Source organism: Chryseobacterium gregarium DSM 19109 (genome assembly GCF_000430845.1).
Lineage (GTDB): Bacteria > Bacteroidota > Bacteroidia > Flavobacteriales > Weeksellaceae > Chryseobacterium > Chryseobacterium gregarium.
In genome coordinates this window covers 476,450-497,119 of record NZ_AUMU01000001.1, presented here as the reverse complement: position 1 = coordinate 497,119, position 20,670 = coordinate 476,450, and the positions used below count along the sequence as shown (strand labels likewise).

Here is a 20,670-nt window from a genome sequence, read left to right as displayed (position 1 = left end):
TTTTCATTGGTGGGAACAGGTATTTTCTGCAACGCATTATATATTGCTTTTTTCAGATGGATTGTTAAATATTTTAACCTGAAAACAACCTGTTATGTAATAACGGACCGGAGAATCATAATTGCCGGAAAAGAAAGCAGAAGTGTATTTAAATTCAAAAACTTACAGGATATAAAACAGATCAATGCTGAAATGAATAATAAATTCTTTGGGAATATTATTTTCGGAGAGTCTGAACATATTTTCGGTAGAAACGACGAACCTTTCTCGCTGTTGAAAAACAGAGGCATAAATTTCAATGAAAATCAGTATGCTTTTATAAGTGTTAAACATATCAACGAAATAATCCCCGTCTTTGAAAATCTCGGATTAAGGTTAACAAAACTTTTTACTAATTTTATGGTGGTAGAAAAGCCTAATATTTTAATACATGAAAAAAATACCGAAACTCGGTTGTACCTGTGAAAAACCTCCTTTCAACTATATGGATTTCAGACAATCTGAACTGGGTACAGATCCAACCAACGGAAGATATGCCGAAGTCAGTATCCTGCAATGCAGACTCTGCCAGAGAATCTGGATTCATTATCTGGTTGAATACGAGCATTTTTCCCATTCGGGAAGATGGTACAGGGGAATTGTCGCCAAGAAGGATCTTTCCGGGATCACTCCTGAAAATGCCCTGGAATATCTGGAAAATCTTGAATGGTATCTATATGGAGGTTCTTTTTTTAAAACCGCCGGAACATTCGGGCAAGGGAAAGCTGCTGTAGATTTATAATTTCTTCATTAAAACAGTGCATCCTAAAATTTGACAAATCTCAGTTGGGCACTTGGTAATTAATCAGTAAATTTGTAAGCATTAAGAAAGTTAATAATAACAAATTCATAAAAATAACATGAGTCAATTCGATGTTACCGTAATCGGTTCCGGTCCTGGTGGTTATGTTGCTGCAATCCGTGCCGCACAATTAGGTTTCACAACAGCAATTATAGAAAAATATCCGACTTTGGGAGGAACCTGCCTTAACGTAGGATGTATTCCGTCTAAGGCACTGTTGGACAGTTCTGAGCATTTTGAGAATGCCAAGCACAATTTTGCCGGTCATGGAATTATTATCAATGAGCCTAAGGCTGATATCGCAAGAATGATCGAGCGTAAAAATGAGGTGATCAAACAAAATACGGACGGAATCAGCTACCTGATGAACAAAAACAAAATCACTGTTTTTGAAGGCGTGGGAAGCTTCGAATCTGCCACTCAGATCAAAGTAACGAAAAACGACGGTTCTGAAGAAACGATCGAATCCAAATATACCATTATTGCTACCGGTTCCAAACCGACTTCTTTGCCGTTTATTACATTAGACAAAGAAAGAGTGATTACTTCTACGGAAGCTCTGAACCTTAAAGAAATCCCCAAGCATCTGGTGGTCATCGGAGGCGGTGTCATCGGCCTTGAATTGGGTTCTGTTTACCTGAGATTAGGTGCCCAGGTAACCGTTGTTGAATTTATGGATAAGATTATTCCCGGAATGGACGGTGCATTAAGCAAGGAACTGACAAAAGTCCTTAAGAAGCAGGGAATGAAATTCATGCTTTCTACTGCTGTTTCTGCCGTTGAGAGAAATGGTGATGCGGTAAAAATTACCGCTAGGGATAAAAAAGGAGAGGAAGTAACGGTAGAAGGAGATTACTGCCTTGTTTCTGTAGGCAGAAGACCTTTCACAGACGGACTTGGCCTTGAAAAAGCAGGGGTTGAGCTGGATGAGAGAGGCAGAGTAAAGGTAAACGACCATTTGCAGACCAATGTGGCCAATATCTATGCGATCGGAGACGTGATCAAAGGCGCTATGCTGGCACATAAAGCGGAAGAAGAAGGCGTTTTTGTGGCTGAAACACTGGCCGGACAGAAACCTCACATCAATTATAATTTAATTCCGGGCGTTGTTTACACATGGCCTGAAGTTGCCGGAGTGGGTAAAACCGAAGAGCAGCTGAAAGAAGAAGGCGTGGCTTACAAAGTAGGGTCTTTCCCGATGAGAGCTTTGGGAAGAAGCCGTGCGAGCGGAGACGTTGACGGATTAGTAAAGATCATTGCCGATGAAAAAACGGATGAAGTACTGGGAATGCACATTGTAGGAGCCAGAGCAGCGGATCTTATTGCAGAAGGGGTTATTGCAATGGAATTCCGTGCCAGCGCCGAAGATATCGCCAGAAGCTCACATGCGCACCCGACCTATGCGGAAGCCATTAAAGAAGCTGCATTGGATGCTACGGCTAAGAGACCGATTCATATGTAATATTTATCTGATTAAAATTTAATCTTTTAAAAATATTTGTAAATTAGAGAGGCATTAGCCTCTCTTTTTGTATGAAAATATGAGCTACAAATAAAAAATTATGAAAAGTATTTTTATAAGCGTATTGCTTCTCTTTGTGAACAATTCATTTGCTCAGGAAGCAGGGAAAGTGGGTGAGTTTCTGAAAAATGAAGCTTCCAGAACTGAGATCGGATCTTTAAACAAAAAAAGGTCAGATACAAAAGATAATAATAATTCAGGTTTTAGACATCAGGGTAACAGCGGCTTCAGAACAAAAAATCCACAATACCAATGGAATCAGGAGTATGGCTATTCTGAGGTTTTTCTCAGAATTCCCGAACAGGGACTTTTCAGTGTGGAAATAGGAGATCAGTTGATTTCAAACAATTCCGGGAAATTCCGTTTTTTTGACTTGCCGGCGGGAAGAATCCCTATTTTTGTTTATGAAAGCGGCTATTTATTGTACAGAACTACTTTAAATGTCCGGAACAACAGCAGGCTGGTTCTTGATTTTTTTTCAGATAAAGGTCTTTATCTGTTGGATTCATATCCTGTTCAGAATCAATCTTATGGTTTCAACAGCTGGAATGATGTCTGGAATACTCCTTATGGAAGCCAGGGAGGCAGTTGGAATAATTCAGGAAATAATGCAAACGTCATGGACAACAGTTCTTTCAGCGAGTTTCTCGATATGCTCAGAAAAAATGCAAAATTTGATGACAGCAGATTTTCTATGATCAGACAGCAGATGCAGACAACCATGTTTACTGCCCAGCAGATCAGTATTCTGGTGAAGGAGATGAGTTTTGATAAAAACAGGCTTTCACTGGCAAAATCGATGTATGCTAAATGTCCGGACAAGCAAAAATATTTCCTCGTTTATGATGCTTTTGATTTTGAAAGCAGTAAAAGAGAGCTGATGGATTTTATTTCTAAATTATAAGTGGGTACTATATTTCCGAGCCTTACCGAATGATTTTATAAAATTAAGAGATGCTTTTGTCTCTCTTTTTTCTTATATTCAGTTAAAATTTTTCTATGAGAAGCAGGTTTTTCCTTTTACTGATTTTATATTCCGGTTTTGTATTAAGTCAGGATATAAAGCCTATCACCAAAGCTGTAGCAGAAATCAGTCAAATCAAAAATTATAAAATTAAAACCGTTCCGGACTACTATTTTGCGGATCAGGGAAAGACAACTGATAACGGGATTGAACTGAAAGGGTTTTACAGCAAAGGGCAGCTCAGGAAAATGGTGCACTCTGTAGGCTTGTCTGCATGGAATATCGTAACCCAATATTTTCTCACAGAAAAAGGTGAACTGATTTTTGTCTACTCCAAGAAATACCGAATACTGGATGGAAACGGATACCTGAAAAAACCTGAAAAGATATCGGAAGCAAGGTATTATTATATCCGTGGGAAGCTCGTGAAGAAGCTTAAAGTTTCTGCTGACCAGGACCCTGAAACCAATTACCTGTATGAGGCAAAAATACTTGAAGAAGATTTAAGACAATATAAATAGGTTGAAATTTTCAATTTCCGTACCTTTGTCAGCTAATTTATCATTCAATGCAAATAGGAAAGACACAGACTTTAAAAATTTCAGAAAAAAACAATTCAGGATGGATTTTGGCAGATGAATCGGGCGAAAAGGCCTTTCTTCCTAAAATTTTCACTCAGGACGATAAGGAAATTGATGATGAAATTGAAGTTTTTGTGTATCAGGATGACAGTAAGCTGAAGGCCACTACAGAAATCCCTTTGGCGGAAGTGGGGGAATTTGCCGTAATGAGCTGTGTTCAGAGTCTTCCGAGCGGCGCGTTTATGGACTGGGGCATTATCAAGGATTTATTCGTTCCTTACAAGCAGCAGAAAACCAAAATTATTGAAGGGAAAAGATATCTGGTCTACCTGTATATAGATGACGAACTTGAACTGATTACCGGGACTACCAAATTCAAAAGAAACCCGCAGTACGAGGACCTGCCTTTCGCAAAGGGGGATAAAGTGGACCTGCTGATGATGAATGAAAGCGAACTTGGTTGGAATGTGGTAATCAATAAAAAATACATCGGATTGATTTATACTTCTGATGTTTTCAAAAAACTGTATCCTTTATCAGAAGAAACGGGATACATCAAGGCCATCCGCGAAGATGGGAAAATAGATGTTTCCTTACAGCCTGAAGGTTTTGAAAATATCGACGAGTTCAAACAGAAAATCCTGAATAAACTGGAAGAAAACTACGGCTTGCTTTACCTTTCAGACAAATCGACTCCCGAAGAGATCAAAGATGAGCTTCAGATGAGCAAGAAGAACTTTAAGAAAGCAATCGGCGGGCTTTATAAAGATAAGGTGATTGACCTTTCAGAAGATAAGATCAAGTTATTATAACAAAATAGATAAAAATAAAACGGGCAGAAAATTCTGCCCGTTTTATTTTTTTACTCCCTGTTCTTTATCAGCAGCCAGCCGGTATACAGCCTTCCGTCTGATACCTTAATTGTGTACCAGTAATTGCCTGTCGGAACCGGGGTCCCGTTTAACTTACCGTCCCAGGCCATCGGTTTTTTGGTTGTTGTTTCCTTAAATACCGGAAGTCCTTTTCTGTCGTATACATTGACTTCGGTTCCCGGATAATTTTCAAGGCCGGTGATTTTCCAATGGTCATTGTATCCATCGCCGTTCGGAGTAAAAGCATTAGGGATACTGAATATCGAAAAACGTTTTTGCCCGATGATACATCCGCCTTTGGTCCTTACATACACGGTATATTCTCCTACAGGCAAATTCATAAAGATATTTGAATCCTGCCAGATGAAATTGTCTAAAGAATATTCAAAACTTCCTGTTGCGGAAAGGATAACGGTTGCTGTATTATTGCTCATATTCACAGCCGTGATTTCCGGTAAAGCAGTATAGCTTACCTGGACAGCATCTGTATTCTGGCAGCCGAAACTGTTGGCTACCGTCACCGAATAATTTCCCGGAGCAGAAACGGTAATGGTTTGTGTGGTGGCTCCCGTACTCCAGAGATAGGATGAATATCCGCTTCCTGCATCCAGGGTGGCATTTTTGCCGTTACAGAAATCAACTTTTTCGGGAAGATTAATCTTAGGCTTCGGGTTCAGGGTTAAGTTTAATCTCACCACTTTAAAACATCCCTCGGGTGTGGAAACTTTCACATGAATGATGGTGGTTCCGATGCTTAAACTGTAACTGGAAGGATTTGAAATGGGGTTTCCTGCGTCATCCGTATAGGTAAATGTATAAATGCTGGGATTGACAATAATATCAGCCTGATAAGAGGTGAGGTTGACTATCATTGATCCCCCTGTCGTACTGTTACATAGTATTTCGGAATAATCATCAGCCGGAACATTGTTCGTGGAAAGGGTCACGGAAACAGCAAGCTTCTCCGATTCACATGAATTCAGGGTCTGGGTAACAAAGTAAGTGGCACCGTAGACCAGCGGAGTGGTTAACGGCAGGATGTTCCCTGCTGCATCATAGAATTTTAAAGCAGTTCCTGTAACGGCCAGATTCGCCAAAGTAGGATTTGCTGAAGCACAAAAATCCTGAGCTGTGTTTCCTGTTGGTTTCGGCGTTTCGTTTACCGTAACCTGAATGGCTGTCGTATTGCTTTCACAGCCGTTAATGGTTTGGGAAGCATAATAGGTCTGACCGTTTACCAATGGAATGGTCGGAGCCAAAAGTATTCCTGCCGCATCATACCATTTGATGTTCTGCCCGGTAATCTGAATATTGGAAATGGCTGGATGATTGCCTGCGCAGAAAATCTGCTGGGTGTTTAAGGTAGCAGGAAGGGCAGGAGCTGTAACAATCACATTTTGGTTTTGAGTTGCCGTATTTCCATGCCCATCATTGTAAGTCCAGTGAATTACATACGTTCCAGGAAGAGAATAGGAAAGCAGATCTGTTGTTGTGGCATTAAGTATTCCTGCGCAATTATCCGTCGCTGTAGGAATATTCGAAACAATCGTATGACAATCTCCTGTGATGTCAGGAAGAGTTGCTGCATTTGGAACGGGTGCGACGTTGTCACCTACAATAACGTTTACCGTAAATATACCGTCACAATCTCCCAATCCTGAAATCTGACAGGTATAAGTTCCTGCGTTTGCAGAAGTAGCATTTGGAATTGTTGGATTTTGTAAAGCGGATGTGAATCCGCTTGGTCCGGTCCAACTGTAAATTGCGCCTGGTGTTGCATTCAGTTGGATCGTTGAATTAATACAAACCGGAGAGTTTGATGCAATAGAAGAGCTGGATGTACAATCTCTGAATTTAGCAACAAACATATCATTTCCTCCACCAGGAGTTTGTTGAAAGGTTCCCGGAGTTGCAATTCCAGATGTATTTCCATTTGACATTCCTGTTAAGTAAATAGCTCCTTCATTATCTTTTGTGATTAATCCGAGTTGTGTTGCTCCGTTGCCTTTATAATAAGTTCCCCATTCTTTTGCTCCAGTTTGATTAAACTTTAAAAGGAAAACACCATTATATATTGTAGGCATTCCCATATAAGCCCCGGGAGTAGATACATCAGGCATACCGAAATTTTGTAAATGTAAGCCTGTGAAAAAGACATTACCCGATGAATCGGGATATGCAGATAATTGTCCTCCAGAATTAAAATCAAAATAAGTTTTTGTTATGTTGTTGGTTAGTAGATCTACTCTCCAAACTCCGGGTTTTCTTAAAGCTCCTCCAGTAGGAACAAATGTCATATATTCACCTGCTAAAACTAAAGTGTTGTTGATTATTCTTGCTTCTCTAACAGTTTCCCATCCGACTTCTCCGAAATAGCTGGATTTCAATAAATTTCCTGTTTTAGAAAACTTTAAATATATTCCATCAGTATTACCTGCATTTGTTGCCTGAAAAGGATTTAACATGGGTATGTTCACGGATTGTGTAGCCCCAATTATTTCAATGTCGTTAGCCGAAGAAAATATTTGAAAAATAGAAGTAGATCCATCTGGCTTTCCGAAATATGTTGCCCAATCTACATTTCCGGTAGTAGAATTTAATGAAGCTAATATACCATCTGTATATCCGTCCGGAGTAGCCTTAGTAGTTTGAGTAGCATTTACAGTTGGAAAGTCTGCACTAAAAGCATCTCCTCCAAAATAAATATGATTTTGATTATAAGAAATAGTAAAAAGTTCATCATTCTTACTGGATATAAACTCTTTTTGAAAAATTAGATTTCCATTATTATTGAATTTTACAATAACAATATTATAATTATTAAATCCTCTTTGAACTTTTCCTCCAGCATAAACATTGTAATTTTCATCAAATGTAACATCATTAAACAAATCATCCATTCCGAAGCCATAATAAGTACCCCATAGTTTCTGTCCATTTTTTGTAATTTTCATTAAAAAAGCATCATATCCTCCGTTCATATTTTGCTGATAAGCTCCTGAGGTAGTATAATTTGTTGGGCTATTGGTTGTTCCTAAAACATATCCAATATTTTGAGAATCAGTTTTAATTTTTCCAAAATCTGCATTGCTTCCGCCAACATAGCTTCCCCAAACTCTTGTAGGGACAGGATCAATAACGATAATTTTATTTGAGGAATTAAGAGGAGAATTAAATCCAAAAGTTTGTTCTCCAAGATCTTTGAAAGAAACATCAATGTTTTCTTTTTTATTACCTGCAATCCAGCTGTTCGGAATATTTTCAAACATTTCCCCGAAACGGATTTTCATTAAAAGCTTATGGTCTTTAACAGAAGTTGGAGCGCCATTAAATTTCATTTTAATATCTGAAATTTTTCCTCCCGGATGGATGATAAAGTTATACTCAACAGGCTTCAACGTATCTTTTGGTTTAAAAAATACCAAATCAATATTCGGATAAATATTTTTATAGGAGACTTTTTGATAACGATAAACGTTTGTTATACCTTTAGGTTTATTGGGAATATTGTAATAGTTATCATAATCAGCAGATTTTCCTTCTGCAATAATCTTTGCCTCTTTATTCGAATTAAGCAGTTCAATGTCAATTCTGTGAAATTGGTTTTCATAAAGAAATTCATCATAATGATAGTCTTTTGCAGCAACCGACTGGTCTTTTCTAAACTTTGACGAATTGGGGTTTACTGTTTTATTTGTTTCATACACATCATAAGAAAATCCGTTAGAACGCAGTTGCACATTCAATCCGGCAGAGTGGAAGAGATACTTTACATCGGCATTTTCTTTGCCATCCTGATCAACGATCTGGCCTTTGTTTTCATAGAAGAAATAATCATTGTTTTGCGAACTTATTTTCTGTGAGAAAAGGAAGCTACAGCAGAATACTGTAAAAAGAAGCAAGATTTTTTGCATCGGTTATTAATTTTCGGCAAATATATAAAAACACTTTGCTTAGTACAGATTAAGAAAGATTAATCTCATCACTAAACTCCAAAACCTGATACATCTCATTCCTATTTGATTAATTATTTTGTTTAACAATTTTGTCAAAACAATTGATTGGTTTATATTTGCACAAAATTGTTTAACAAAAATGTCAAAACAAGAAAAAAAAGACCAAACACAGGAACTGATAAAAGAGACCGCAAAGAATTTATTCTTTGTGAAAGGGAAATTTAACGCCACTACGCAGGAAATTGCGGATGAAGCGGGTGTCAACAGAACATTGATTAATTATTATTTCAGATCAAGGGATAACTTAATCCAGATCATTTTCGATGAGGCCCACCGGGTAGAAAAAGAAAAATCTGAAATCATTATGAGTTCTGACCTTCCCTTTAAAGCTAAAATATCAGAATTTATCAAGGAAAGCTTATCCACCAGCCTTCAATATCCTTACCTGGAAACGTATATCGTTTCGCAAATCAATAAAGGAAGCTGTCATAAAAAAGATGTGGAGGAAGAAGAGCTTAAGAGGCTTTACAGAGATATTGAAAAAGAAATGGAGTTGGGGAATATCGAAAAAATGGCACCTGTACAGTTTCTGCTGAATATGGTTTCGCTTCTGGTGTTTCCGAGTGCGGTCCGGCCATTATTACTAGAAAATCTGATGATCACTGATAAAGAATTCGATACAATAATTTCGGAAAGAAAAGAGATCATTCTCAACATGTTATTTAAAAAATAAGAAATGTTAAAGTATTTTAAGAAATGATCCGTCATTTAGAAGTAAACATTGAACAAGTAATTGCATTAAAAAAATAAACGAAGTTAAAATTATGAAAAGAAAACGTATAACTGCAAATAAGCTAAAAATTGGGATAGCTGCTGCATTTATGATTTTCGGTTTTTCATCGGTGTCTGCACAACAGCAGGTTTCTCTACAGGAAGCCATCAAGCAGGCGCTACAAAACAAAGCAGAAGCCAAAAAAGCTGCTTTACAGATTAAAAAAGCCGAATATAAGATTGATGAAGCCCGTGCCGGGGCTTTACCACAGATCAGTGCCACGGCAGGCTTAACCTATAATCCGGTAATCCAGGAGTCTTTGCTTGAATTCGGTGGCGAAAGGATCAGGGCCCAGCTGGGACAGCCGTGGAGTTCTACCGCTTCCGTGCAGGTTCAGCAGGCTATTTTTGATCAACGGGTTTTTACAGGTCTTAAGGCCGCAAAATCTACGAGAGAATTTTATGTGCTGAATGCCCAGTTAACGAATGAGCAGATCATTGAAAATGTAGCTACTGCCTATTATCAGGTTTTTGTACAGGAGGAAAACCTTAAAACCGTGGAGGCCAGCTATGCCAATACGGAACGGGTAAGAAATGTGATTAAAAGCCTGGTGGATAACGGCCTGGCTAAATCCATTGACCTTGACCGTACCAATGTTCAGCTGACAAATATCGGTTCTAACAGGCAGACTCTGGTCAACTCAGTGGAGCTCTCAAAGAATGCCCTGAAGTTTTATATGGGCGTTCCGATGAATACTGAGATTGAACTTGAGGAAAAAACAATTGAGCCAAGACCTGAGCTTGCTGCCGCTATGGTTAACCTTGATGACCGTACGGAAATCAAAGTTTTAAATAAGAACAGGGAACTTTTGGTCTATAACAAGAAAGCAACGGAAGCCTATCTTTATCCTACCGTAGGGCTGATCGCCAATTACGGATGGGGCGGACAGGGAAGTAAATTCCCGCTGACCAACGGCATCAACAACGGAGTGCTGTGGAGTGATTATTCGGCAATCGGCCTTAATATCAATATCCCGATTTTTACCGGCGGTTCTACTAAGGCAAAGATCAATCAGGCGGAAATTGATATTCAGGATCTTGATCTTGATATCCAGAATACCCAGCTGAGCCTGAGCCTGGACTACAAAAATGCTGTGACCAATATTGAAAATACACTGATCAATATCGAAAGCATGAAAGGCAATGTAGGCCTTGCGGAAAGGGTTCAGAAAAACACGCAGTCCAACTACCAGTATGGTCTGGCAACCCTTACGGAAGTACTGGATTCTGAAAATGCGCTGACCCAGGCAAAACAGAACTATGCCAATGCATTGCTGGACTATAAGCAGGCTGAAATCAAGTTAATCAAAGCAAAAGGAGAATTAAACACACTACAAAACCCGTAACAGTTATGAAAAAAACTTTAATATATATCATCGTAGCGGCTGTCCTTATTGGCCTGGCAGCGTATAAGATTGCCGACAATAAGAAAAAGCAGGAGACAGAAGTAAAAGAAGTGGCCAAGCAGGTTGACAAAATCAACGTTAACGTGATCACGGTAGCAAGAGAAAATATAGATACCGATTATTCGGCTAACGGAACTTTTATCCCGAAGCAGGAAATGCAGCAGTCTGCTGAAATTTCAGGACGTATCGTAAATGTTCTGGTCAAAGAAGGTTCAAGAGTGGGTGCAGGCCAGGTACTGGCAACCATTAAAAGAGATGCCATTGAAGTGGATGTTACCCAGGCCCAGAATAATTTACAGAATGCCATTTCAGATAACCAGCGTTATGAAAATGCATTTAAAACCGGCGGTGTTACCAAGCAGCAGGTTGACAATTCAAGACTGCAGCTGAAAAATGCCCAGGCAGCCGTCAGAGCCCAGGGCGTAAGGGTGAATGATGCCAGCATCCGTGCAGGAATCAGCGGTACCATCAATAAAAAAATGGTGGAACCGGGAATGGTTGTCGCACCGGGAACCGCTTTATTTGAAATCGTAAATATCAACAGCTTAAAACTTTCGGTTTTGGTTGACGAAAGCCAGATCGGAAGAATTCAGTTAGGCCAGGAAGTTCCGATTAATGTGAATGTTTTGCCTGAAGATTCTTTCAGCGGCAGAATTACATTTATCGCTCCTAAAAGTGATGCTTCCCTTAATTTCCCTGTTGAAATCGAGGTGCAGAACAGAGGAAACCTAAAAGCGGGTATGTACGCAACGGCTTTATTCAAAACAAACAACGGTGCTGAAACTCAAAATATGCTGACGGTTCCTGCAGAAGCTTTCGCAAACGGAGTTAGTTCAGGACAGATTTTCATCGTTCAGAATGGTACTGCTAAAATGATCACTGTGAAAACAGGAAAAGTATATGGTGACAAAGTACAGATCTTAAGCGGGCTCAACGGCGGCGAGCAGGTGATTACCAGCGGACAGATCAACCTAGACAACGGTTCAAAAATCAATATCGTAAAGTAACCAGAAGATGAAGTTAGCAGAAATATCCATTAAAAGACCATCCCTGGTAATCGTATTGTTTACGATTCTTACTTTGGGAGGTTTATTAAGTTACTCCATGATGGGGTATGAATTGATTCCGAAGTTTGAAACCAACATGGTAACCATTTCTACGGTATATCCGGGAGCTTCGCCTGCTGAGGTGGAAACTTCGGTAACGCGAAAGATTGAAGACGCTGTGGGTTCTTTGGAAAACGTAAAAAAAGTAGAATCCTCTTCTTATGAGAGTTTATCGGTAATTATGGTTCAGCTGAACACGGGTGCCGATGTAAATTATGCTTTGAATGATGCGCAGAGAAAGGTCAATGCGATTCTGGCAGACCTTCCGGAAGATGCAGATCCTCCATCATTGCAGAAATTCTCACTGGATGATTTACCGATCATGACTTTGAGTATTTCAAGTGATAAATTGAATAATAAGGAACTTTACGATCTTTTAGATAAAAAAGTAGAGCCGGTTTTCTCCCGTGTAAACGGTGTTGCTCAGGTTGATCTTGTAGGCGGACAGGAGAGAGAAATTCAGGTAAATTTAGATGAAAAGAAAATGCAGGGTTATGGCGTTGCCATTTCAGATGTACAGCAGGCAATTCTTTCTTCTAACTTAGACTTCCCAACAGGAGCTTTAAAGACGAGAACTTCAAGATCTACCATCAGACTTTCCGGGAAATACAGAGATATTGCCGAGATGAACAGTCTTGTAGTATCAAACAAAAATGGAGCTCAGGTTCGTTTATCTGATATTGCAACAGTTTTCGATACTCAGAAAGATATTGAAAAAGTAGCGAGATTTAATCAAAATCCTACCATTTTACTTCAGGTAAAAAAACAGTCTGATGCCAATGCCGTATCAGTTTCTGAAGCAGTAAAGAAGACGATTGAGCAGGTTCAGACCAATTATACAGTTCAGGGATTAAAAGTTGCGATTGTAGATGACAATACAGACTTTACGCTTGAAGCGGCAGATCACGTAATTTTCGATTTATTCTTGGCGATTATTTTGGTGGCCGTTGTAATGTTATTGTTCCTTCACAACATCAGAAACGCATTTATCGTAATGGTTTCCATTCCGGTATCATTGATTGCAACGGTTATTGGAATGTATTTGATGGGATATACTTTAAACTTAATGAGTTTATTGGGACTTTCACTGGTTGTAGGTATTCTTGTGGATGACGCGATTGTAGTATTGGAGAACGTTTACCGTCACATGGAAATGGGGAAAAGCAGAATCCGTGCGGCCTACGACGGAGCTTCAGAAATTGGATTTACCGTAACAGCGATTACAATGGTAATCGTGGTAGTATTCTTACCGATTGCGATGAGTTCAGGTTTGGTTTCAGATATCTTAGCGCAGTTCTGTGTCACGGTAGTTATTGCAACACTATTCTCATTACTGGCATCATTTACCATTATTCCTTGGCTGTCTTCAAGATTTGGAAAGTTGGTTCATTTGACGGGTAAAAATCCTTTCGAGAAATTCATCCTTTGGTTTGAAAAACAATTGGATAAATTCACGCACTGGATTACAGGAATTCTGGAATGGGTTTTAAAAACCGGTTTAAGAAGGGTAATGACCGTTGTTCTTACATTTGTACTTCTGATTGTTGTGACAATGGGATTAATGGGTGGCGGATTTATCGGTGGAGAATTCTTCCCGAAAATGGACAGAGGTCAGTTCCTTGTTCAGATGGAATTACCTAAAGATGCTTCCGTTGAAAAAACAAACCAATTGACTTTACAGGTTGAAAAATATCTGAGAAATGATAAAGATGTAGTCGATATGATTACTACAGTTGGTCAGCAGTCATCAGGTTTTGGTGGCGCGCAGGCAACTTTATACCAATCAGAAATTCAGGTAATTTTAGTTGATAAATCTGAACGTAACGAAAGTACAGATATTAAATCTGCTAAAATTAAAAGAGCTTTAGAAGAAAAATTCACCGGAGTTGAGTTTAAAACAGCACCAATCGGATTAATGGGAGCAGATGCTGCACCAATCGAAATGGTAGTTACTGCTCCTGATAACGCAACGGCAAACAAAGAAGCCAACAGAATTCTGGCTTTGCTTAAAAAAGTTCCGGGAGCTGTAGATGCAGAATTATCTTCCGACTCAGGAAATCCTGAAGTGCAGGTTAATATCGACCGAGATAAAATGTCTTCTTTAGGTTTAAATCTTTCAAGTGTTGGTCAAACAATGCAGACTGCATTCTCAGGAAACACAGACGGAAAATTCAGAGCCGGAGAATACGAATATGATATCAACATCCGTTTTGGTGATGCCAACAGACAGTCAATTGATGATGTAAGAAACTTAATGTTTACCAATCCATCAGGCGAGCAAATCAGATTGAGTCAGTTTGCTGATGTGAAAATGGGATCAGGACCAAGTTTGCTGGAGCGTAGAGATAAAACGGCTTCCGTAAAAGTGAAATCTAAAGTGGTAGGCCGTGCAATGGCTGATGTTGCCAACGAATGGGCAGACCAGTTTATGACCAATGAAAAAACAAAACCAGCCGGAGTAAATTACCTTTGGAGTGGAGATATGGAGAACCAGACAGAAGGTATGGGGACTTTAGGAATCGCTTTACTGGCAGCTATTGTACTGGTTTATCTGGTGATGGTTTCGCTTTATGATTCGTTTGTGTATCCGTTTGTGGTATTGTTCTCAATTCCTTTGGCATTGATCGGAGTAATGGTGATTCTTGCCATTACAGGAAATACGATTAATATCTTTACAATGCTGGGGATGATCATGTTGATCGGTTTGGTAGCGAAAAACGCGATTATGATTGTCGATTTTGCCAACATGAGAAAAGCAGCAGGAGCAAGTACGCATGACGCTTTGATTCAGGCTAACCACGCACGTCTCCGTCCGATTTTGATGACAACGATCGCAATGATCTTCGGTATGATCCCGATTGCGATTGCAAAAGGGGCAGGAGCGGAGATGAACAACGGATTGGCTTGGGTAATCATCGGTGGTCTGACCTCATCATTATTCCTTACCTTAATTATTGTTCCTACGGTTTATTCACTATTCGATTCAATGTTGAGAAGAATGGGTAAACATGAAACAGTTGATTATGAAGCTGAAATGAAAGCAGACTATGAACATAAAGAATTAAGTGAAGACGGGTACACCCCGAAACACATAGATTAATATACCAACCTTAACCTTAATTAACCGAAAGAAGCGTATCAGCAATGATGCGCTTCTTTTTATTTGGATTTTAAGCGATATTGAATATCAGATAATCAGAATTAATTTCAGCCAATATTAGAATTTCTTTGGACAGGGAGTCTCACTTCGTAGCTTTTGGGAAAAGCGTATCGAGAAGTTAGTCCCGGCTAAAAATTTTCAATACATTTTTCTCCGCTCTGCTGCGAAAAACATCCGAACTGATGAAACTTTAAATCAAGGTAATTTTAAGTAATCAAAACACAGGTTTAAAGACGCTGTGATATGCCGATCCAGCTCCAGATCGTTTTCCAGAGGATAATAGAACTCTTTCGGATTCACAAAAACATTATTGTATTTCGTCCGCTCGCTGGCGCCGTCTACGTCAATGTTCAAGGGTTTTATTCTGTTCACAGTGGGCAAGCCTTTGCATGTAATCTTGGATTCCACACATCCGACCAATGCGCCTCTTCCCAGGATGTCAAAACATATGGCCGTATAAATTCCGTTGGGGACAGCTTGTCCGGGCGGCAAAATACAGGCATACAGAACATTTGGGAAATTACTGAAGCCTTTGGAAATTTTTACGGAAAGTTCAGTATCTCTGAAAGCCGGATAGCGGCTTTCAAGTTCGGTTTTAAAATCAAGAAGCGTGTCGCGGATATTTCCTAAAGTGGGATCAGAGATTCTCATCGCATGACCTTTAATAGCCGGATTGACCTGCCTGAATTCGCAGATGGAATTGAAATAATGAATCATGGAAGTTGAATGAATACGAATATAGGTATATCAGAGGAAACTCAAATCGATATGGTAAAATATTTTATAAGGAAAAATCTGCTTAATTTATCTCAAAAAATAATTTCTTACTGATTTTTTAGATTGAACAAGATTCTTATAAGTAAATGAAAAAGACTTCCGGAATCAACCGAAAGCCTCATTATTTTATCATATAGAAAAGAAATTAATCTGCCATTACCTCACCGGATTTTCTGTAGATGAACTTTCCGTAAATATGCCTTCTTGCAAAACGGCTCGCCGAATCGGAATTGACCATTTTGATGTACACATTCCTTGGAACCCCGATGTATTCGAACATTTTACCGTTCAGATGCTGAACTTTCAGAATCTGTTTCTCCAGATAGAAATCAGTAATGATGGATGTGGTAATTGTTTCCGTGTATTCTTCCTTATATTTTTCCTGCGTTTCCGGGTTGATGCTTACCAGAAAATGATAGGCTTCGATGATCGATTTGCTTTTCTCTTCTGCTTCCAGCTGTCCGGCTTCATCGTTCACAAATTTATCAGGATGCGTATCTTTCATCACATTTCTGTAGATGGTTTTCAAATCTTTCAGGGTAGCGGTATTATCTACGCCCAGAAGTTTTCGGTGTTCGCCAATTCTTTTCATACTGTATAATCCTTATTTCGGGGTGCAAAATTAAGCTTTTAAATTGGAAAACTGTAAGTTATTCATTATTAATATAAAAACAATTTTATTTTATGTGCTTTCCTGTTTCTTCCAATAGCATTTTTACATTTTTAAATTCAAAATTATCCTTATTATTTTCTTTTAAATTAAAAAATTCAGTTTTATTTGTTACCAATGCATCAGAAATATAAGTTTTAGAAGTATACTTAGCTAAATCAGGTTGTTGAAATTCGTCAAAATAAATTGTTATTTCACTAATTACACTTTTTTGAGATTTATAATCATATTTTTTATAGTGCTTAACTTCAGATTTTAAAACACGGATTAGCCTATTATTAATATCTCTTGTTATTTGAATTGTATAGCCAATTGAGCCAATTTTTCTATTCTTGTTTATTATAAATCCGGAACCTTCAATAAGTTTGGTTGGATAATCTTTTGAATATACATCAATAGTATCTAACCGACTATAGTTTTTTTGTTTCCCCGGTTTAGGATATTTACAAGTTATTATGGGAGTTTTATAAATTGAATCACATAAAGAACCCATATTTTGACTATAAACACTTTGTGTCAAAAGGAAAATAATCAACATAATACTATTTTTCATTATTGTGATACATTTTATTCTAAAGATAAAAAATTGAAGCTAAATCTCTTTAAAGAAATAATAAACTCTAAATGTGATTTATAGAAGAATTTTAAAATCGCAATCAATAATTTCTAACATGTTATTATACCAATCACAAAATCACCCTCTTTAACTCCTCAATTTTCTCTTTAATAAACCCTTCCTTATCCTTTTTCACCTCTTCCAAAACCATCGCCTGGCTTTCAGGAATGACCGAATATTTTTCTGCCCAGAGATTGATTTCAATCAGCAAAGGCATAAGGTCAATCCCTTTTTCGGTGAGTTTATACAGGACTTTGGCTTTGCTTTCGGGATGCTCCTGTTTGGTAATGATACCGTTCTGTTCTAACATCAGAAGACGCGAAGCCAGGATATTGGTCGCTATTTTTTCGTCGGATTTCAGGAAATCCCCATAGGTACATTGTCTGGAAAACATGAGGTCTCTTACAATCAGCAGAGACCATTTGTCTCCCCATACATCTAATGAGCTGCTGATCGGGCAGTCTGATCTCTTTTTTGAAGTTGACATAAAAATAAATTTAAATAATTAAAAATAAATACTTGCATTTTGAAAGTAATTGTATAGATTTGTACTTGCAAAACGAAAGCAAATTTACTCAATTAAATTTAAGGTACAATGGAAAACCTACTTTTTGATCATTACGACAGCAATAACCTGAATCTTAATAACCGTATCGTCATGGCTCCGATGACCCGAAGCCGTTCAGACAACGCCGAACATAAAGCTACTGAACTCACTGCAAAATATTATCAGCAGCGAGCAACAGCAGGCCTGATAATCACAGAAGGCACCTTCATCAGTCCCGAAGCGGTCGGTGTTGTCAATGTTCCCGGAATCTATACTGCGGCACAGATTGAAGGCTGGAAACTCACGACGGAAGCCGTTCATAAAGAAGGTGGAAAAATATTCGCACAGCTCTGGCATACCGGAGCGTATTCACATCCCGATTTACACAACGGTAAAAAACCATTGGCTCCGTCCAATGTCAATCCTGAACAGCAGATCTTTACGGCAAAAGGGTTTCAGTCATCGCATGAACCTCAGCCAATGACCACGGAAGATATCAAAAGAACGGTAAACGATTTCAAACAAGCCGCACTCAATGCTTTTGAAGCAGGTTTTGACGGGATAGAGCTTCACGGAGCCAACGGATATCTGCTGCAACAGTTCTTCAGTAAGAATAGTAACCTGAGAACCGATGAATACGGCGGTTCTGTAGAAAACAGGGCACGGATATTGTTCGAAATCCTGGATGCAATAAAAGAAATGACCGACATCCGGAAAGTCGGAGTCCGCCTAAATCCTTCACTCAACGGTATTATGGGAATTTTGGTGGATGATGAAACCATTGAGCTGTATAATTATATCGTCAGCCGTCTCAACGATTACGATTTGGCTTACATTCACCTGATTGAGCCTTTTACCGATGTTTCGGGTAATGCTCACGCTGTACAGGAAGTGGCAAAGCATTTCCGTAAAATCTACCACGGAACCATTATCATCAACCGGGGCTTCACCAAAGAAACAGCCATGAAAGTGTTGGAGGACGGTGATGCCGATTTGGTTTCTTTCGGAGTTCCGTTCATTGCCAATCCCGATCTGCCAGCACGTTTCAAAACAAGCGCACCGCTGAACGAGGCGGATCAGGCAACATTTTACACGCCGGGCGAAAAAGGGTATACCGACTATCCTGTGCTGAACAATTAAAAAATCCGGGCGAACGGGCGGGCTTTCCGCTGTATCTTTTGTTTCACAAAAGGATGCCGCTGCAATCCCTGTCGCAAACCCACAACCATATCAATATTTAACATTCAAACAGACAAAACAATGAAAACAACAGGAAATACCGTATTCATCAGCGGCGGAAGTGCCGGAATCGGATTAGCCATTGCAAAAAAACTTCATGTAGAAGGAAATAGTGTCATCATCAACGGAAGGAACGGAGAACGTCTCCAGAACGCCCTAAATGAACTTGACGGTGCCGTAGGAATTCAGGGCGACCTTTCGGTGGAAACAGACCGGCTTCGGATCGCAGAAGAATTGAAAATTAATCATCCCGAACTGAATATAATCATCAACAATGCAGGATCGGCATTCGCCTATCTGTTAAATGAGACCCGGAATGCCCATGAAAAAGCTGTTGTTGAGATGAATACCAACTATTTCAGCATCATTCATTTTACAGAGCTTTTACTTCCTTATTTAATTCAAAAAACAGAAGCAGCGGTAATTAATGTTTCATCAATTGCTGTTTTTAGAAGTCATAAAATGTTGCCGACTTACAGCGCATCAAAAGCTGCTTTACATGGCTACACAGAAGCGTTAAGACAGACCTATGAAGAGCAGGAAAATGTTCAGATTTACGAAGTATACCCGCCATTAGTAAATACAGAATTTTCTGCAGAAATCGGTGGTGCTAATGGAATCCCGCCTTCTGAAGTTGCTGACGAACTGTTGAATGCGTTAAAGCAAAATCAGTTTGATGTTCCGGTAGGGGATTCAAAACAGTTTTTTGCAAAAGAACCGGCGTAACCTGAAATTTAACATCATTCTTCGTCAGTAACTGTTTATTTAAATAATATTTCTGACGAAGAGTTTCTAATATCTAATTAATCAATCAGTCATGGAATTAAAAGGAAAAACAATTCTCATTACCGGCGGAGCTTCAGGAATCGGATTGGAAGCTGCCAAACAGTTTCTGGAAATCGGGGCAAGAGTCATTATTACAGGCAGAAACCAGGATAAACTGAATGCCGCCAAAAGCAAATACCCGGAATTAACAGCCATCAAAAGTGATTTGGCCAATGCCGGCGATGCTACAATTCTTTATGACAAAATAAAAAAACTCGGAGGAATTGATATTCTTTATAATAATGCAGGGGTTATGGTTTCGTCGTCTAATTTAGGAATGGCCAATGACAGACATTTAGAAGGTGCCGCTTACGAAATGGATATCAATTACCTGGGGGTCATAAGAATTAATAATATTTTTATGGATATGCTGAAATCAAGAAAAGAAGCGGCCATCATCAATACGACATCTATCTTGAGTAAGGTTCCTTCTTTGATTGAAGCAACCTATTCATCTTCGAAAACTGCACTTGCCTTTTATACCGTGACACTCCGCGAACACTTAAGGATTTTAGAAAGCCGCCTAAAAATATTTGAACTGGTTCCGCCATTGGTCGCCACAGAAATGACTGCAGAGCGGAATGATAAGAAGATAAGTCCCGAAGATATGGCAAAAGGCCTTATTAAAGGGTTGCAGAAAGATGTGTACACCATTCGTGTGGGAGACGCAAAAATATTTGATCCTATAAGGAGATTTTTTCCAAAACTCGCCTTTAAAATAATAAACCCGAAGAAAGCGGATCAATTTTTAAAATAA

General features: G+C 39.0%; 17 protein-coding genes. 12 read left to right on the top strand and 5 right to left on the bottom strand.

Translation table 11 applies throughout. The annotated features are described in order from the left end of the window. The first annotated feature begins 430 nt into the window (after positions 1 to 430). The 5 genes from H561_RS0102530 (at position 431) to H561_RS0102510 (ending at position 4,720) form a co-directional block, all read left to right on the top strand. Entirely contained in the window at positions 431 to 781 is a 351-nt protein-coding gene (locus H561_RS0102530; protein ID WP_027385586.1) for a hypothetical protein, read from the top strand. A gap of 118 nt (positions 782 to 899) precedes the next feature. Next, positions 900 to 2,303, top strand: a complete 1,404-nt coding sequence (lpdA, locus tag H561_RS0102525) for a dihydrolipoyl dehydrogenase (protein ID WP_027385585.1) — start codon at positions 900 to 902, stop codon at positions 2,301 to 2,303. A gap of 100 nt (positions 2,304 to 2,403) precedes the next feature. Continuing rightward, positions 2,404 to 3,267, top strand: a complete 864-nt coding sequence (locus H561_RS0102520) for a DUF4476 domain-containing protein (RefSeq protein WP_027385584.1) — start codon at positions 2,404 to 2,406, stop codon at positions 3,265 to 3,267. A 95-nt stretch (positions 3,268 to 3,362) separates the two neighbouring features. Continuing rightward, positions 3,363 to 3,848 carry a hypothetical protein gene (locus H561_RS0102515; RefSeq protein WP_027385583.1) on the top strand — a complete coding sequence of 162 codons (486 nt, stop codon included), beginning with the start codon at positions 3,363 to 3,365 and terminating at the stop codon, positions 3,846 to 3,848. Between the two features lie 47 nt (positions 3,849 to 3,895). Continuing rightward, positions 3,896 to 4,720, top strand: coding sequence for a CvfB family protein (locus tag H561_RS0102510; RefSeq protein ID WP_027385582.1), 825 nt, complete (start codon positions 3,896 to 3,898; stop codon positions 4,718 to 4,720). A 50-nt stretch (positions 4,721 to 4,770) separates the two neighbouring features. Here the strand turns inward: H561_RS0102510 and H561_RS0102505 are convergent, their stop codons facing one another. After that, on the bottom strand, positions 4,771 to 8,694 hold the full coding sequence (locus H561_RS0102505) for a DUF7948 domain-containing protein (RefSeq protein ID WP_027385581.1): 3,924 nt from the start codon (positions 8,692 to 8,694) through the stop codon (positions 4,771 to 4,773). 181 nt (positions 8,695 to 8,875) lie between these two features. On the opposite strand from H561_RS0102505, the gene H561_RS0102500 reads away from it, so the two are divergent. The 4 genes from H561_RS0102500 to H561_RS0102485 all read left to right on the top strand — a co-directional run bounded on the left by H561_RS0102500 (position 8,876) and on the right by H561_RS0102485 (position 15,179). Next, entirely contained in the window at positions 8,876 to 9,469 is a 594-nt protein-coding gene (locus H561_RS0102500) for a TetR/AcrR family transcriptional regulator (RefSeq protein ID WP_027385580.1), read from the top strand. Between the two features lie 91 nt (positions 9,470 to 9,560). Then, positions 9,561 to 10,913, top strand: coding sequence for a TolC family protein (locus H561_RS0102495; RefSeq protein WP_027385579.1), 1,353 nt, complete (start codon positions 9,561 to 9,563; stop codon positions 10,911 to 10,913). Positions 10,914 to 10,918: 5 nt separating this feature from the next. Then, complete coding sequence (locus tag H561_RS0102490) at positions 10,919 to 11,980, top strand: efflux RND transporter periplasmic adaptor subunit (protein ID WP_027385578.1); 1,062 nt, start codon at positions 10,919 to 10,921, stop codon at positions 11,978 to 11,980. Positions 11,981 to 11,987: 7 nt separating this feature from the next. Beyond that, the gene (locus tag H561_RS0102485) at positions 11,988 to 15,179 is read left to right on the top strand and encodes an efflux RND transporter permease subunit (protein ID WP_027385577.1); all 3,192 of its coding nucleotides are present in this window, start codon (positions 11,988 to 11,990) and stop codon (positions 15,177 to 15,179) included. 255 nt (positions 15,180 to 15,434) lie between these two features. Here the strand turns inward: H561_RS0102485 and H561_RS0102480 are convergent, their stop codons facing one another. From H561_RS0102480 to H561_RS0102465, 4 genes are all read right to left on the bottom strand, one after another. After that, entirely contained in the window at positions 15,435 to 15,956 is a 522-nt protein-coding gene (locus H561_RS0102480) for a hypothetical protein (RefSeq protein ID WP_027385576.1), read from the bottom strand. A 205-nt stretch (positions 15,957 to 16,161) separates the two neighbouring features. Beyond that, entirely contained in the window at positions 16,162 to 16,608 is a 447-nt protein-coding gene (locus H561_RS0102475; RefSeq protein WP_027385575.1) for a KTSC domain-containing protein, read from the bottom strand. 85 nt (positions 16,609 to 16,693) lie between these two features. Next, a complete protein-coding gene (locus H561_RS0102470; protein ID WP_027385574.1) occupies positions 16,694 to 17,239 on the bottom strand; it encodes a hypothetical protein in 546 nt (181 codons plus the stop codon). A gap of 133 nt (positions 17,240 to 17,372) precedes the next feature. Continuing rightward, complete coding sequence (locus H561_RS0102465) at positions 17,373 to 17,789, bottom strand: winged helix-turn-helix transcriptional regulator (protein ID WP_027385573.1); 417 nt, start codon at positions 17,787 to 17,789, stop codon at positions 17,373 to 17,375. A 108-nt stretch (positions 17,790 to 17,897) separates the two neighbouring features. On the opposite strand from H561_RS0102465, the gene H561_RS0102460 reads away from it, so the two are divergent. From H561_RS0102460 to H561_RS0102445, 3 genes are all read left to right on the top strand, one after another. Beyond that, the gene (locus H561_RS0102460) at positions 17,898 to 18,989 is read left to right on the top strand and encodes an alkene reductase (RefSeq protein ID WP_027385572.1); all 1,092 of its coding nucleotides are present in this window, start codon (positions 17,898 to 17,900) and stop codon (positions 18,987 to 18,989) included. 120 nt (positions 18,990 to 19,109) lie between these two features. After that, the gene (locus tag H561_RS0102450) at positions 19,110 to 19,814 is read left to right on the top strand and encodes an SDR family oxidoreductase (RefSeq protein WP_027385571.1); all 705 of its coding nucleotides are present in this window, start codon (positions 19,110 to 19,112) and stop codon (positions 19,812 to 19,814) included. Positions 19,815 to 19,905: 91 nt separating this feature from the next. Then, positions 19,906 to 20,670 (top strand): SDR family oxidoreductase, encoded by a 765-nt coding sequence (locus H561_RS0102445; RefSeq protein ID WP_027385570.1) that lies wholly within the window; start codon positions 19,906 to 19,908, stop codon positions 20,668 to 20,670.

What these genes read in the sequence shown, in the direction of transcription:
- H561_RS0102530 (WP_027385586.1), top strand. Translation starts at nt 431, where the DNA reads ATGAAAAAAATACCGAAACTCGGTTGTACCTGTGAAAAACCTCCTTTC.
- lpdA (WP_027385585.1), top strand. Translation starts at nt 900, where the DNA reads ATGAGTCAATTCGATGTTACCGTAATCGGTTCCGGTCCTGGTGGTTAT.
- H561_RS0102520 (WP_027385584.1), top strand. Translation starts at nt 2,404, where the DNA reads ATGAAAAGTATTTTTATAAGCGTATTGCTTCTCTTTGTGAACAATTCA.
- H561_RS0102515 (WP_027385583.1), top strand. Translation starts at nt 3,363, where the DNA reads ATGAGAAGCAGGTTTTTCCTTTTACTGATTTTATATTCCGGTTTTGTA.
- H561_RS0102510 (WP_027385582.1), top strand. Translation starts at nt 3,896, where the DNA reads ATGCAAATAGGAAAGACACAGACTTTAAAAATTTCAGAAAAAAACAAT.
- H561_RS0102505 (WP_027385581.1), bottom strand. Translation starts at nt 8,694, where the DNA reads ATGCAAAAAATCTTGCTTCTTTTTACAGTATTCTGCTGTAGCTTCCTT.
- H561_RS0102500 (WP_027385580.1), top strand. Translation starts at nt 8,876, where the DNA reads ATGTCAAAACAAGAAAAAAAAGACCAAACACAGGAACTGATAAAAGAG.
- H561_RS0102495 (WP_027385579.1), top strand. Translation starts at nt 9,561, where the DNA reads ATGAAAAGAAAACGTATAACTGCAAATAAGCTAAAAATTGGGATAGCT.
- H561_RS0102490 (WP_027385578.1), top strand. Translation starts at nt 10,919, where the DNA reads ATGAAAAAAACTTTAATATATATCATCGTAGCGGCTGTCCTTATTGGC.
- H561_RS0102485 (WP_027385577.1), top strand. Translation starts at nt 11,988, where the DNA reads ATGAAGTTAGCAGAAATATCCATTAAAAGACCATCCCTGGTAATCGTA.
- H561_RS0102480 (WP_027385576.1), bottom strand. Translation starts at nt 15,956, where the DNA reads ATGATTCATTATTTCAATTCCATCTGCGAATTCAGGCAGGTCAATCCG.
- H561_RS0102475 (WP_027385575.1), bottom strand. Translation starts at nt 16,608, where the DNA reads ATGAAAAGAATTGGCGAACACCGAAAACTTCTGGGCGTAGATAATACC.
- H561_RS0102470 (WP_027385574.1), bottom strand. Translation starts at nt 17,239, where the DNA reads ATGAAAAATAGTATTATGTTGATTATTTTCCTTTTGACACAAAGTGTT.
- H561_RS0102465 (WP_027385573.1), bottom strand. Translation starts at nt 17,789, where the DNA reads ATGTCAACTTCAAAAAAGAGATCAGACTGCCCGATCAGCAGCTCATTA.
- H561_RS0102460 (WP_027385572.1), top strand. Translation starts at nt 17,898, where the DNA reads ATGGAAAACCTACTTTTTGATCATTACGACAGCAATAACCTGAATCTT.
- H561_RS0102450 (WP_027385571.1), top strand. Translation starts at nt 19,110, where the DNA reads ATGAAAACAACAGGAAATACCGTATTCATCAGCGGCGGAAGTGCCGGA.
- H561_RS0102445 (WP_027385570.1), top strand. Translation starts at nt 19,906, where the DNA reads ATGGAATTAAAAGGAAAAACAATTCTCATTACCGGCGGAGCTTCAGGA.